We start from the raw sequence: 13024 nt of genomic DNA, 5'->3' as shown, positions 1-13024 counted from the left end.
AACAGTACTGCTGCACCTATGACTTTCTCACTTTTCGGCGAAAAATTTACCCGTTATGCGGGCATTACCCGTTTGATGGACGACCTGAACGAAGGCCTGCGCACCCCCGGTGCCATCATGCTCGGCGGCGGCAACCCGGCGCAGATCCCAGAGATGGAAGCCTACTTCAAACAGCTGTGCCAGGAGATGCTCGATCAGGGCAAACTGACCGAAGCGCTGTGCAACTACGACGGCCCGCAAGGCAAGGACGCGCTGCTGAAAGCGCTGGCCAATCTGCTGTGCGACGAGCTCGGCTGGGAGATTTCGCCACAGAATATTGCACTGACTAACGGCAGCCAAAGCGCGTTTTTCTACTTGTTCAACCTGTTCGCCGGCCGCTACGCCGACGGTTCGCGCCGCCGCGTGCTGTTCCCGCTGGCGCCGGAATACATCGGCTATGCCGACGCCGGGCTGGACGAAGGGCTGTTCGTCTCCGCCAAACCGAACATCGAGCTGCTGCCGGACGGCCAGTTCAAATATCACGTTGATTTCGAACACCTCACCATCGGCGACGACATCGGCATGATCTGCGTTTCGCGGCCGACCAACCCGACCGGCAACGTGATCACCGACGAAGAGCTGATGAAGCTCGACCTGCTGGCGCAGCAGCGCGACATTCCGCTGGTGATCGACAACGCCTACGGCGTGCCGTTCCCCGGCATCATCTTCAGCGACGCCACGCCGCTGTGGAACCCGAACACCATCCTGTGCATGAGCCTGTCCAAGCTCGGCCTACCGGGCTCGCGCTGCGGCATCGTGATCGCCGACGAGAAGGTGATCACCGCGCTGACCAACATGAACGGCATCATCAGCCTGTCGCCGGGCAGCATGGGGCCGGCGATGGCGACGGAAATGATCGCGCGCGGCGATCTGCTGCGCCTGTCGAACGAGGTGATTCGCCCGTTCTACAAACAGCGCGTCGAGCACACCATCGAGATTATCCGCCGCTACCTGTCGCCGGAGCGCTGCCTGATCCACAAACCGGAAGGGGCTATCTTCCTCTGGCTGTGGTTCAAAGATCTGCCGATCACCACCGAAGTACTGTATCAGCGCCTGAAAAAGCGCGGCGTGCTGATGGTGCCGGGCCACTACTTCTTCCCGGGGCTGGAGCACGAATGGCCGCACACCCACCAGTGCATGCGCATGAACTACGTGCCCGATCCGGAGAAAATCGAGCGCGGCGTGGCGATCCTGGCGGAAGAGATCGAACGCGCGCATCAGGAAGGCTAACGCCAGCTGATTGAAAGTCGACCGATAAAGATATACGATGCATATATCGTATATCTTTTTTTTGGAGGGCTAGCGATGACTCGCATCGTGATCGATTTACCTGAAGAAGACCTGCGGCAGCTCGACAATCTGAAAAATATCCGCCACGTTCCCCGGGCCGAAATCATCCGTCAGGCCGTCTCCCGTTATCTGACGGAGAACCACGTTGAAGATCCCAGCAATGCTTTCGGGCTCTGGTCCGGGGCGATGGGCGATGGCGTAGACTACGAAAATCGTCAGCGCGAGGAGTGGGAATAATGGTGGCTCAACGGGCGTTATTCGACACCAATATCCTGATCGATTATCTCAACGGCATTCCTCAAGCCAAAGACGTTCTGACCGAATACCACATCAACCCGGCTATTAGCGCCATCACCTGGATGGAAGTGATGGTGGGTGCCAAAAAACAGGGGCCGGCGCTGGAGCTGAAAACGCGCCAGTTTTTAGGGCAATTCCTGCTGCTGCCTATTACCGATGAAGTTGCCGAACGCGCCGTAGAACTGCGCCACTCACAGCATGTGAAGCTGCCGGACGCCATTGTCTGGGCCACCGCGCAGGTGGGGTTCCGGACGCTCATCTCCCGCAACCCCAAAGATTTTGGCACTGACAACGGCGTGTTAATACCTTACCGGCTGTAGTCGGGCAGCGTTACAGCGTCCAGAACAGCACCGCCAGCAGCTGCGGTGACATGATGCGCAGGAACATCGCCAGCGGATACACGGTGGCGTAAGACAGCGCGGCGGCGCCGCTGGTAGGATGCAGACCGTTGGCGAAGGCCAGCGCCGGCGGATCGGTCATCGATCCCGCCAGCATGCCGGACAGCGTCAGGTAGTTCATCTTGCCCACCGTGCGCGCCAGAATACCGACGCTCAGCAGCGGAATGGCGGTGATCAACGCGCCGTACCCGACCCACGTCAGCCCCTCGCCGTGCAGCAAGGTATCGATGAAGTTGCCACCCGACTTCAATCCGACCACCGCCAGAAACAGCACGATACCCAGTTCGCGCAGCGCCAGGTTGGCGCTCGGCGGCATAAACCAGTACAGCTTGCCGATGCTGCCGATGCGCCCCAGGATCAGCGCCGCCACCAGCGGCCCGCCGGCCAGCCCCAGCCGCAATGCCGCCGGGAAGCCGGGCACAAACAGCGGAATGGAGCCGAGCAGCACCCCAAGGCCGATGCCGATAAACACCGGCAGCATCTGCACCTGCTGCAGTTTTTGTTGGGCGTTGCCGACGATTGCCGTCACCGCGTCGATGGCCTCCGGCCGGCCGACCAGGTTCAGAATGTCGCCGAATTGCAGCGTCACGTTGCTGCCGGCCACCAGCTCCACGCCGGCGCGGTTGAGGCGTGAAATTACCACGTCATACTTTTGCTTCAGGTTCAGATCGCGGATTTTCTTGCCCAGCACCTGCTCGTTGGTCACCACCGCCCTCACCACCTGCAGCGCGGTGCCGCGCGTGGACAGCGAGGCGTCCACCTCTTCGCCGATCACCAGTCGGGCGTTCTCCAGATCTTCGCGTTTGCCCACCAGGTGCAGGTAGTCGCCCAGCTCAAGCCGCTCGTGCGGCGCCGGCACCATCAGCAGCTCCCCGCGTTTGAGGCGCGAACAGACGATCGCTTCACCGTTGAGCAGCGGCACCTGCTTGATCGCCATGCCCTGCAGATTGGGGTTGCGCACCGCCACGTTGATGGCGTGCAGCAGCTCACGCTGATTGCCCAGGCTGCTTTCAAACGCCTGCGCCTCGCGCTCGATGTTGATGCGAAAAAACAGCCGAATCAGCCACATCACCAGCAGGATGCCGCATATGCCGAACGGATAGGCCATGGCGTAACCCATCCCCATGCCGTCCACCAACGCCGGATCGGAACCGAGATCGGTCAGGATTTGCTGACCGGCGCCCAGCGCCGGGGTGTTGGTGACCGCGCCGGAGAACACGCCGAGGATGATCGGCAGCGGCACGTCGAACAGCTTGTGTACCGCCGCCGCCACGACGCCGCCGGTCAGCACCAGCAGCACCGCGAAGGCGTTGAGGCGCAGCCCGGAGACGCGCAGCGAAGAGAAGAAACCGGGGCCGACCTGAATGCCGATGGTGTACACGAACAGGATCAGGCCAAACTCCTGAATAAAGTGCAGCATGTCCCCGTTCAGGTTGATTTGCCCGCTCTGGGCGAAGTGGCCGACCAGGATGCCGCCGAACAGCACGCCGCCGATGCCCAGCCCAACGCCGTACAGCTTCCAGTTCCCCATCCACAGCCCAATGACGGCCGCCAGCGCCAACATGCTGACGGTCAGGGCGATATCGCTCATAGGTCACATCCTTGCCAAAGTTGAAAAGGAATTTGCGGCCAAAGACACACAATTAACAAGGATTATGACATCGGACAAACGGGGGGACTGTGGCATGCGCCACATAACGCAGCGGGGGAGACCCGTCTGGATCTCCCCCGCATGATGATGACCGTTTTTCAGTCGGTTATTTGGCTTCCAGCTCCGGCGTCGCCCCGATGGCGATGCGCTGCGGCTGCAAGACTTCCGGCACCTGACGCACCAGATCGATGTGCAGCAGGCCGTTTTCAAATTTGGCCTCCGACACCTGCAGATGCTCCGCCAGGGTGAAGGTCAACTGGAACTCTTTGCACACCAGGCCCTGATGCAGGTATTCGACCTGTTTTTCCGGCGGAGTGGGTTTACCGCTGACGGTCAGCCGCGGCCCTTCCACTTCAATATTCAGTTCGCTCTGCCGGAAACCGGCCAGCGCCAGAGAAATGCGGTAGTGATTGTCATCGCTTTTCTCGATGTTATACGGCGGGAACCCCTGGGGTTCCTGGCCGCCCATTGAGCTGGCCAATTTATCAAAACCAATCCACTGACGCAGAAGCGGGGATAAATCGTAATTACGCATAGGAACAACTCCTTTCATTAAGCGAGATGTGTTTATTCAGCCCCCTGACGGCAGGCTAGGTATTATTTGCCGGCAGCGTACCTGCCGGCGAAACGGAAATTTATTTAATTTCGATGCGGCGCGGTTTTAATGTTTCCGGCACGATGCGTTGCATGTCGATATACAACAGGCCATTCTCCAGTTTGGCACCTTTAATTTGAATGTGTTCGGCCAGCTGGAATTTACGCTCGAAATTACGCTCGGCGATGCCCTGATATAAATAGGTTTTTTCTGCCGGTTCGTTATTGTGCGCCCCGCGCACGATCAGCAGATTATCTTGCGTGGTGATCTCCAGCTCCTGCTCGGCAAACCCGGCTACCGCGATGGCGATGCGATAATGATTTTCGTCCACCAGCTCGACATTATAAGGCGGATAACCGCCGTTGCCCTGACTCTGGCCGGCTTCCAGCGCGTTGAACAGGCGATCGAAACCAATGGCGGAACGGTATAGCGGGGAAAGATCAAAATTACGCATAAAACAGCCTCCTAAGGCACTTCAGCGAGGTTGAAATAAATACGCCTTCCACTCTGGACAGGCTAATTAAGCCAGAATTCCCTTACGGCGAATTCTCAATTCGGCTCTGATGATAAAATGGGGGTTGATTTCATCAATTCAACAGGCGAGGATCAAAAAAACTTCGTACCGATTAGGCGAAAGTTTTTTTACCACTTACACTAAAGTGAGAGAGCCGCCACAGAGCGGGATTTTGCTTCTTTTAAAGCAGCGACAGGATGTTATAACTCAGCTTAATTTTAGGGGCACAGCAACCCTGCAGGATGGATTAATGACGACGATGAAAGCGATAGCGACGGGCTGCATGTTGTTGGCGACCAGCGGTTGCTCCAGCGTGATGAGCCATACCGGCCCGAATCAGGGTTACTATCCCGGCACCCGCGCCAGCGTGGACATGCTGAAGGACGACAACACCAGCTGGGCGATGATGCCGCTGGTGGCGCTGGATCTGCCGTTCTCTGCGGTGATGGACACCGTACTGCTGCCTTACGACTATCTGCGTTCCGGCAACGACGCCACCGCAGACTCGCCAAAAGCGCGCATCCTGCGCAGCGAGCAGCAGAATCTGGCGGCAACCGGCAATCCCGGCGAAGGCAACGACAGCGCCGCCACCCACTAATCACGCACGCAGCGGGCCATCAGGCCCGCCTTACACCTCAACCACAAAGATCTGGTTGAATCCCGCTATCTCGCGCATAAACGCCACTTTCTTGCCGTCCGGTGAAAACACCACGGCGTCCCCCGACGGCGGCTGCACGCTACGCTGCGTTAAACGCTGCAGACGGCCGCCGGCGACCTCGCACAGCATCACGCTGTTGTCACACACCAAGGCAATCGCCCCGCCCTGCGGGTGCCAGCTGAAGGCAGACTGGATATCATGCTCGCTGTGGCTCACCTGGCGCGGCTCCCCGCCGTTCGGCGACACCGTCCACAGCTGCACCACGCCGCCGCCGTCCTTCATCAAAAACGCGATCTGGCTGCCGTCCGGCGAGCTGCGCAGCCAGTGGCGCGGTGCGCCGGCCACGCCCGGAAAACGGCGCTCCCCGGTAAAGGTCACCCGCCGCTGCCTGACGCCCTGCGGCGGCGCCGGCAGCTCGCTTTCCGTTCCCTGCAGCGGCAGAGCGCCCGCCCTGGCGTAATCGGCATCGTTCTCCGGCAGATCGACGATAAACACCTCCGGCAGCTTTTCACCAGCGGCGGACAGCGTATCGCCGATGAACGCCAGCGCCCAGCGCTGCCGGCTGCCGTCGGCCTTACGGTAACCTTCGCGGCCAATCCAGCCTTCTTCGTAAGCACGATTGATCTGATCGCTGCCCGGCTGCGGCTGCGGCACGGTCTCGCTGACCAGCACGCAATAGTGGCTGCCGTCATACTCGCGCGGATGCTGTTTCGGCGGATTGACCCCGTGCAGCGGCACGGCCACCCCGACGTTGCGCAGATCGCGCGCCGGATCGCACTCGTGCATGACGTGATCGTTATAGGTAAAGCTGAGGCGGCTGCCGTCCGGGCTGAAAACGTGCACATGGCTGCCGCCGCGCAGCGCGCCGGGGGTGTAGGGGGCGGTGATATCCAGCGCGTCGAGGGTGATGGCCAACTCGCGATCCGGTTCGCTGACGATCACCCCGCGGCGGTGGTGAAAATCATATTGCCAGGCGCTGTCCGGGTGCTCCGGGCCATGGATAAAGGCATAGCGCGCCGGCGCATCGGGGCTGACCGTGACCACGCCGACGTGGGCGCCGTGCTGAGCGCGATAAACCACCTCCACCGCGCCGCTGGCGACGTTGACCCGCTCGATGCTCAGACCGGTGAAAGAGGCGCCGCGCGGGCGCACGTCATAAGCCAGCCATTGGCTGTCCGGCGTCCAGACGTTGATATTGGTTAACTGATGCCCGCGAGGGTCGAAAGTCAGCTGTTTTTCCCGATGGCTCATGGCGGTTCTCCTGCGCATGCCGGCACTGAGTCGCCATCTTACCGGATCGGCGGCAGCGTTTCATATGGCGCGCTGCCGCGTGAAGCAAGGTTATTTTTTCAGGGCGTTGAATTCCGTTTTGGCCCTTTGCAACTGCGCGGCGAAGGTGGGCTCCGCGTGCAGTCGGGCGACGATGGCCGAGGCGACCAAGCGCGCGGCGGTCACGTCGCTTTGCCAGTGATAACCGCAAATCACCCGGCTCTGGCCCATCTCATAGCCGCGCTGCAGTATCGTCCCCTGTCTGGGAGGGTTAATCTCCGCCAGCACCAGCGCGGTCGCCCAACCGATGGCGGTGTGCCCGGAAGGATAAGAGCCGTTCGTCGATAGCGTGCTCTCTTCATCCGGTCGGCAAGTGGGCTCATGGTAAAAAGCGAACGGCCGAATGCGCATATAGTGATTTTTGGCGCTGCGGGTAGCCAGATCGCCGGCGTCTTCACGCATTTTCATCACCAGTTTGAACAGCTCCGGCGTATTATCCCGGGTGATTTCCGTACCGAAAGCGCCGGATAATGCGGCGGCGACGCCATCCCCCGTTACGTGTGCGTCGTGATAAGCCTGTTTGCCCCGTTCGGTATTACGCAATAATTTCCCGGCATCATATTGCGCCTTGTCATTCATAAAATCGATGCTGTCAACGGCGGGCGGCGGCGGCAATAACGCCAGGCTGTCTATCGATTGCGACTCTTGCAGAAAATAGACCTCCGGTTGGGTGGTCACATCTTTGGCGGCGAAACCAAACGGTGTCAGCGCGGCGTAGGTTAATGAGGCGAGTAATATTTTTTTCATTGTCGTTCCCTTATTAAAATAATTGAGCGGTTGCGACTTCCTTAACGCAAATAAATAAAAAATCGTGCCGCTAAACTATACGTTAATGATTATTTTTCGCCGCCAGTGCGATCACATTACGCCGTGCCCGCTTTTGCCCGGCGGCCGGGCGACGGGGTTTACAATCAATACAAAAAAGTACAAACTGGATTTTTAAGTGCAAAAACTCTGGAGCCGGTATGACCCCCCTCTTCGATGCCATTGTTTCTGCCCATCAACAGTTGCGCCCTCAGGTACGGGTCACGCCATTGGAGCGCAGCGTGCTGCTTTCGCAGCAGCTGGGCTGCGAGCTGTATCTGAAATGCGACCATCTGCAGCACACCGGCTCCTTTAAATTTCGCGGCGCCAGCAACAAGCTAAGGTTACTGGATAGCGAGCAACGCCGGCGCGGCGTGATCGCCGCCTCAACCGGCAACCACGGCCAGGCGGTCGCTTTGGCGGGGCAACTGATGGGCGTTGGCGTCACGGTTTATGCGCCAGAGACGGCGGCGAGCATCAAGCTAGACACCATCCGCGCGCTGGGCGGCACCGTGGAACGGGTGCCGGGCGATGCGCTGAACGCCGAACTGGCCGGGGAACAGGCCGCCCGCGAACAGGGAAAAACCTATATCTCGCCGTATAACGACGAGCAGGTGATCGCCGGCCAGGGCACCTGCGGCATGGAGCTGGTTGAACAGCTCACCGGTCTGGACGCCGTGTTCGTGGCAGTCGGCGGCGGTGGCTATATCGCCGGTATCGGCACCGTTCTGCGGCAATTGTCGCCGAACACGCAGCTTATCGCCTGCTGGCCGGAAAACGCCACCAGCATGTACAGCGCGCTGGAAGCGGGCCATATCTTCCCGGTGGAAGAGCAAGACACCCTGTCCGACGGCACCGCAGGCGGCGTCGAGCCGGGCGCTGTGACCTTCCCGCTGTGCCAACAGCTGATCGACCGCAAAGTGCTGGTCAGCGAGACGGAGATCAAGCACGCGATGCGCCGGATCGCCGCCAGCGATCGGTGGATTATCGAAGGCGCGGCCGGCGTGGCGCTGGCGGCGGCGATCAAGCTGGCGCCGGAATACCAGGGAAAAAAAGTGGCGGTGGTGCTGTGCGGTAAAAACATCGTGCTGGAGAAGTACCTCAAGGCCATCGCCGATGCACATCCTTAAACGGCAGCAAATCCTCGCCGCGTTCGACGCCGAGGCTATAACCCCGCTGCTGAAGCAGGGTTTTATCGCCTACTCGCAACGGCGGGTGCAACAGCCGCCGGTGCAGCATTTCCTGTTCGAACAGGCCGCCGGCGATTGCTGTATCAAATCCGCCTGGCTGGAAGGCGAAGAGCTGTTCGTGGTCAAGGTCTCCGCCGGTTTCTATCGCAACGCCGAACGCGGTTTGGCCAGCAATCAGGGGCTGGTGGTGGCGTTCTCCGCCCAGACCGGCGAACCTCGGGCGCTGCTGCAGGATGAGGGCTGGCTGACCGCGCTGCGCACCGCACTGGCCGGCCGCATCGCCGCCGAACTGTGCGCGCCGCCGCATATTCAGGCGATCGGCATGGTCGGCACCGGCCTGCAGGCCCGGCTGCAGCTGCAATGTCTGAAACCGGTGACCGATTGCCGCGAAGTGTGGGTGTGGGGCCGCAACGATCAGGCGCTGGCGGCGTATCGGCGCGAAGCCGAGGCCGAAGGTTTTCGGGTGCGGGTTACGCAGGATGCGGCGGAACTGGCGGCGCACTGTCAGCTGATCGTCACTACCACGCCCAGCCGCGAACCGATTTTACAGGCGGCGGATATTCGGCCCGGCACGCACATCACCGCCGTGGGTGCCGACGCGCCCGGCAAGCAGGAGCTGGCGACCGATCTGGTGGCTCGCGCGGACGCACTGCTGGTCGATGCGCTGGCGCAGTGCGCTGACTATGGCGAGATCGCGACGGCTTATCGGCAAAATAGGCTGATTTCAACGCCAATCGTCGAAATGGGCGCCGTCTTGGCGCAGGGCGGGCGGTTGCGAAGCGAGCCGCAGCACATCACCATCGCCGATCTTACCGGGCTGGCGATTCAGGATCTGCAGATCGCCAAAGGGGTGTTGGCGGCAATATAAAGGGGCGCCGCAGCGCCCCACTTGATCAGGCGTTGAGCACGAACTTCTCGATGGCGCGCGCCACGCCGTCTTCGGTATTGGCGCCGGTGACAAACTGCGCCACCGCTTTCAGCTCGGGAATGGCGTTGCCCATCGCCACGCCGACGCCGGCATACTCGATCATCGCCGTATCGTTGGCCTGATCCCCCAGCGTCATGATGTTTTCCCGCGCCACGCCGAGGTGCTCGGCCAGCATTCTCACCCCGGCGCCCTTATCGACGTTCTTATGCAGGATTTCGAGGTAGTAAGGCGCGCTTTTCAGAATGGTGTAACGCTCGCGCGTTTCCGCCGGGATGCGCGCAATCGCGTTGTCCAGCAGCGCCGGCTCGTCGATCATCATCACTTTCGGGAAACGCATCTGGCGATCCATCTCCTCCACGCTGCGGTATTTCAACGGAATACCGGTCATTTCCGCCTCGTGTATGGTGTATTTGCCGATGTCTTTGTTCGGGGTATACAGGGTGTCAAAGTCAAACGCCTGGTAGTGAACGCCGAGCTCGCGCGCCATCTGCTCGAAGTGCAGATAGTCCTCAAAACCCAGGGTTTCCTGCAGAATACAGGCGCCGTCGGCCGCGCGCAGCACCAGCGCACCGTTGTAAGTTATGCAAAAATCGCCGGGGCCCTGAATGTCCAACTGGCGCAGATAGTCCTGCACGCCGACATAAGGCCGCCCGGTGGCCAGTACCACGTGCACCCCTTTGCGCCGCGCCGCCGCGATAGCCTGCTTTACCGCCGGCGTGATTTGGTGCTGCGGATCCAGCAACGTGCCGTCCATGTCGATCGCAATCAGTTCAATAGCCATTCAACGCTTCTCCCAGTGGTTTTTTCCCATGCTAACGCGTTTCAGCCTTGGCTGTCAGCGCCAAAAAAGGCGTAAAAAAATCCGCGCGGGTCGCCCGGCGCGGATTTTCACAGCCATTAACGCATCAGATATCGATGTTCGCCGCTTTCAGGGCGTTTTCTTCGATAAAGGCGCGGCGCGGCTCAACCGCATCGCCCATCAGCGTGGTGAACAGCTGATCGGCAGCGATGGCGTCCTTGACGGTCACGCGCAGCATGCGGCGGCTTTCCGGATCCATGGTGGTTTCCCACAGCTGCTCCGGGTTCATTTCGCCCAGGCCTTTATAGCGCTGCACCGACAGGCCGCGGCGCGACTCTTTCACCAGCCACTCCAGCGCCTGCTCGAAGCTGTCCACCGGCTGACGACGTTCGCCGCGCTCGATGAACGCGCCGTCTTCGATCAGCCCGCGCAGCTGTTCGCCCAGCTGGCAGATCTTGCGGTATTCGCCGCCGTGGATGAAGTCGAAGTCCAGCTTATAGTCGGTATCCACACCGTGGGTGCGGATGCGCAGCGCCGGTTCGAACATCTGGCGTTCGCGGTTCTCGAAGATCACGAAGTCATAGCTGCTGCCGTGCTGCTCTTTGTCGTTCAGCGCCTGCACCAGCGAAGCGATCCAGGTTTTCACCTTGGCCTCATCGCTGAGATCGCCTTCGTTCAGCGTCGGCTGATAGATCAGGTTGTTCAGCAGCGCGCGCGGATAGCGGCGCTCCATGCGGCCGATCAGCTTCTGCACGGCATAGTGTTCTGCCACCAGTTTTTCCAGCTGCTCGCCGCCCAGCGCCGGTGCGCTGGCATTGGTATGCAGCGTAGCGCCGTCCATCGCGATGGCGATCTGGTACTGATCCATCGCCTCGTCATCTTTGATGTACTGCTCCTGCTTGCCTTTCTTCACCTTGTACAGCGGCGGCTGTGCGATGAACACGTGGCCACGCTCGATGATTTCCGGCATCTGGCGGTAGAAGAAGGTCAACAGCAGCGTACGGATGTGCGAACCGTCGACGTCGGCATCGGTCATGATGATGATGCTGTGGTAACGCAGCTTGTCCGGGCTGTACTCGTCGCGGCCGATGCCACAACCCAGCGCGGTGATCAGCGTCGCCACTTCCTGCGAGGAGAGCATTTTGTCGAAACGCGCTTTCTCGACGTTGAGGATTTTCCCCTTCAGCGGCAAGATAGCCTGGTTCTTGCGGTTGCGCCCCTGCTTGGCAGAGCCGCCCGCGGAGTCCCCTTCCACCAGGTACAGTTCGGACAGCGCCGGATCGCGTTCCTGGCAGTCCGCCAGTTTGCCCGGCAGGCCGGCCAGATCCAGTGCGCCTTTGCGGCGGGTCATCTCACGCGCTTTACGCGCCGCTTCGCGCGCACGCGCCGCGTCGATGATTTTGCCGACCACGATTTTCGCGTCGCCCGGATTCTCCATCAGGTAATCCACCAGCTTCTCGTTCATCAGCGTTTCAACCGCGGTTTTCACCTCGGAAGAGACCAGCTTGTCCTTGGTCTGAGAAGAGAACTTGGGATCCGGCACCTTCACCGACACCACGGCGATCAGACCTTCACGCGCGTCATCGCCGGTGGCGCTGACCTTGGCCTTCTTGCTGTAGCCTTCCTTCTCCATGTAGCTGTTCAGCGTACGGGTCATCGCGGTACGGAAACCGACCAGGTGCGTGCCGCCGTCGCGCTGCGGAATGTTGTTGGTGAAGCAGTAGATGTTTTCCTGGAAACCGTCGTTCCACTGCAGCGCCACTTCCACGCCGATGTCGTCTTTCACGGTCGAGAAGTAGAACACGTTCGGGTGGATCGGGGTTTTGTTCTTGTTCAGGTACTCGACAAACGCCTTGATGCCGCCTTCGTAATGGAAGTGGTCTTCACGGTCGGTGCGCTTGTCCTTCAGGCGGATAGACACGCCGGAGTTGAGGAAGGACAGCTCGCGCAGACGCTTGGCCAGAATGTCGTACTCGAAATCGGTCACATTGGTGAAGGTCTGGTGGCTCGGCCAGAAGCGCACCATGGTGCCCGTCTGTTCGGTTTCGCCCACCACGGTCAGCGGCGCCTGGGGCTCGCCGTGGCTGTAAGTCTGTTCGTGCACTTTGCCTTCGCGGCGGATCACCAGCTCCAGTTTCTCCGACAGGGCGTTAACCACCGAGACGCCCACGCCGTGCAGGCCGCCGGAAACCTTATAGGAGTTGTCGTCGAATTTACCGCCGGCGTGCAGCACGGTCATGATGACCTCTGCGGCTGAAACCCCTTCTTCAGGGTGAATGCCGGTCGGAATGCCGCGGCCGTCATCCTGTACCGATACCGAGTTGTCGGCATGGATGGTGACCTGAATGTCACTACAGTGGCCCGCGAGCGCTTCGTCGATAGCGTTGTCCACAACCTCGAATACCATGTGGTGCAGACCGGTGCCGTCATCGGTATCGCCGATATACATGCCCGGGCGCTTGCGCACCGCATCCAGCCCTTTTAATACCTTGATACTTGAGGAGTCATAAGAATTCGACATCAACGTTTCTC

General features: G+C 60.3%; 13 protein-coding genes. 6 read left to right on the top strand and 7 right to left on the bottom strand.

The genetic code is table 11. From position 1 onward, the window contains the following. Positions 1 to 18 precede the first annotated feature (18 nt). From REA38_RS15690 to REA38_RS15680, 3 genes are all read left to right on the top strand, one after another. Positions 19 to 1269, top strand: a complete 1251-nt coding sequence (locus tag REA38_RS15690; protein WP_060388266.1) for a valine--pyruvate transaminase — start codon at positions 19 to 21, stop codon at positions 1267 to 1269. A gap of 75 nt (positions 1270 to 1344) precedes the next feature. Continuing rightward, complete coding sequence (locus REA38_RS15685) at positions 1345 to 1566, top strand: ribbon-helix-helix domain-containing protein (protein ID WP_004933932.1); 222 nt, start codon at positions 1345 to 1347, stop codon at positions 1564 to 1566. Continuing rightward, positions 1566 to 1946 carry a type II toxin-antitoxin system VapC family toxin gene (locus tag REA38_RS15680; RefSeq protein ID WP_033653957.1) on the top strand — a complete coding sequence of 127 codons (381 nt, stop codon included), beginning with the start codon at positions 1566 to 1568 and terminating at the stop codon, positions 1944 to 1946. The genes REA38_RS15685 and REA38_RS15680 overlap by 1 nt, the downstream gene beginning before the upstream one ends. A 10-nt stretch (positions 1947 to 1956) precedes the next feature. On the opposite strand, the gene REA38_RS15675 is transcribed toward REA38_RS15680, so the two are convergent. The 3 genes from REA38_RS15675 to ibpA all read right to left on the bottom strand — a co-directional run bounded on the left by REA38_RS15675 (position 1957) and on the right by ibpA (position 4724). Next, a complete protein-coding gene (locus REA38_RS15675; RefSeq protein ID WP_033649549.1) occupies positions 1957 to 3615 on the bottom strand; it encodes a putative transporter in 1659 nt (552 codons plus the stop codon). Positions 3616 to 3781: 166 nt separating this feature from the next. Beyond that, positions 3782 to 4210 carry a small heat shock chaperone IbpB gene (gene ibpB / locus REA38_RS15670; RefSeq protein WP_308886195.1) on the bottom strand — a complete coding sequence of 143 codons (429 nt, stop codon included), beginning with the start codon at positions 4208 to 4210 and terminating at the stop codon, positions 3782 to 3784. A gap of 100 nt (positions 4211 to 4310) precedes the next feature. Continuing rightward, on the bottom strand, positions 4311 to 4724 hold the full coding sequence (gene ibpA / locus REA38_RS15665; RefSeq protein WP_004933919.1) for a small heat shock chaperone IbpA: 414 nt from the start codon (positions 4722 to 4724) through the stop codon (positions 4311 to 4313). A 310-nt stretch (positions 4725 to 5034) separates the two neighbouring features. Here ibpA and REA38_RS15660 point away from each other — a divergent pair, with 310 nt between their 5' ends. Further along, positions 5035 to 5382, top strand: a complete 348-nt coding sequence (locus tag REA38_RS15660) for a YceK/YidQ family lipoprotein (protein ID WP_033636538.1) — start codon at positions 5035 to 5037, stop codon at positions 5380 to 5382. A gap of 30 nt (positions 5383 to 5412) precedes the next feature. Here REA38_RS15660 and REA38_RS15655 read toward each other — a convergent pair whose 3' ends face one another. Continuing rightward, entirely contained in the window at positions 5413 to 6693 is a 1281-nt protein-coding gene (locus REA38_RS15655) for a DUF3748 domain-containing protein (protein WP_308886194.1), read from the bottom strand. A gap of 90 nt (positions 6694 to 6783) precedes the next feature. Next, positions 6784 to 7518, bottom strand: a complete 735-nt coding sequence (locus REA38_RS15650; RefSeq protein ID WP_308886192.1) for a phosphatase PAP2 family protein — start codon at positions 7516 to 7518, stop codon at positions 6784 to 6786. 218 nt (positions 7519 to 7736) lie between these two features. On the opposite strand from REA38_RS15650, the gene REA38_RS15645 reads away from it, so the two are divergent. Next, on the top strand, positions 7737 to 8705 hold the full coding sequence (locus tag REA38_RS15645; RefSeq protein WP_049235247.1) for a threonine/serine dehydratase: 969 nt from the start codon (positions 7737 to 7739) through the stop codon (positions 8703 to 8705). After that, positions 8692 to 9633 carry an ornithine cyclodeaminase family protein gene (locus REA38_RS15640; RefSeq protein WP_308886191.1) on the top strand — a complete coding sequence of 314 codons (942 nt, stop codon included), beginning with the start codon at positions 8692 to 8694 and terminating at the stop codon, positions 9631 to 9633. Before REA38_RS15645 ends, REA38_RS15640 begins: the two co-directional genes overlap by 14 nt. Before the next feature lie 25 nt (positions 9634 to 9658). Here the strand turns inward: REA38_RS15640 and yidA are convergent, their stop codons facing one another. Continuing rightward, entirely contained in the window at positions 9659 to 10474 is an 816-nt protein-coding gene (gene yidA / locus REA38_RS15635; protein ID WP_033649554.1) for a sugar-phosphatase, read from the bottom strand. A gap of 124 nt (positions 10475 to 10598) precedes the next feature. Beyond that, positions 10599 to 13013 carry a DNA topoisomerase (ATP-hydrolyzing) subunit B gene (gene gyrB / locus REA38_RS15630; RefSeq protein WP_033636532.1) on the bottom strand — a complete coding sequence of 805 codons (2415 nt, stop codon included), beginning with the start codon at positions 13011 to 13013 and terminating at the stop codon, positions 10599 to 10601. Between the last annotated feature and the right edge of the window lie 11 nt (positions 13014 to 13024).

The organism is Serratia sp. MF1(2023) (assembly GCF_030954545.1).
GTDB lineage: Bacteria > Pseudomonadota > Gammaproteobacteria > Enterobacterales > Enterobacteriaceae > Serratia > Serratia sarumanii.
The sequence above is the reverse complement of the archived record's forward strand: the minus strand, read 5'-3'. Positions and strand labels throughout refer to the sequence as shown.

Excerpts from the sequence above, each read along its gene's own strand:
- REA38_RS15690 (WP_060388266.1), top strand. The coding sequence starts at position 19 with ATGACTTTCTCACTTTTCGGCGAAAAATTTACCCGTTATGCGGGCATT.
- REA38_RS15685 (WP_004933932.1), top strand. The coding sequence starts at position 1,345 with ATGACTCGCATCGTGATCGATTTACCTGAAGAAGACCTGCGGCAGCTC.
- REA38_RS15680 (WP_033653957.1), top strand. The coding sequence starts at position 1,566 with ATGGTGGCTCAACGGGCGTTATTCGACACCAATATCCTGATCGATTAT.
- REA38_RS15675 (WP_033649549.1), bottom strand. The coding sequence starts at position 3,615 with ATGAGCGATATCGCCCTGACCGTCAGCATGTTGGCGCTGGCGGCCGTC.
- ibpB (WP_308886195.1), bottom strand. The coding sequence starts at position 4,210 with ATGCGTAATTACGATTTATCCCCGCTTCTGCGTCAGTGGATTGGTTTT.
- ibpA (WP_004933919.1), bottom strand. The coding sequence starts at position 4,724 with ATGCGTAATTTTGATCTTTCCCCGCTATACCGTTCCGCCATTGGTTTC.
- REA38_RS15660 (WP_033636538.1), top strand. The coding sequence starts at position 5,035 with ATGACGACGATGAAAGCGATAGCGACGGGCTGCATGTTGTTGGCGACC.
- REA38_RS15655 (WP_308886194.1), bottom strand. The coding sequence starts at position 6,693 with ATGAGCCATCGGGAAAAACAGCTGACTTTCGACCCTCGCGGGCATCAG.
- REA38_RS15650 (WP_308886192.1), bottom strand. The coding sequence starts at position 7,518 with ATGAAAAAAATATTACTCGCCTCATTAACCTACGCCGCGCTGACACCG.
- REA38_RS15645 (WP_049235247.1), top strand. The coding sequence starts at position 7,737 with ATGACCCCCCTCTTCGATGCCATTGTTTCTGCCCATCAACAGTTGCGC.
- REA38_RS15640 (WP_308886191.1), top strand. The coding sequence starts at position 8,692 with ATGCACATCCTTAAACGGCAGCAAATCCTCGCCGCGTTCGACGCCGAG.
- yidA (WP_033649554.1), bottom strand. The coding sequence starts at position 10,474 with ATGGCTATTGAACTGATTGCGATCGACATGGACGGCACGTTGCTGGAT.
- gyrB (WP_033636532.1), bottom strand. The coding sequence starts at position 13,013 with ATGTCGAATTCTTATGACTCCTCAAGTATCAAGGTATTAAAAGGGCTG.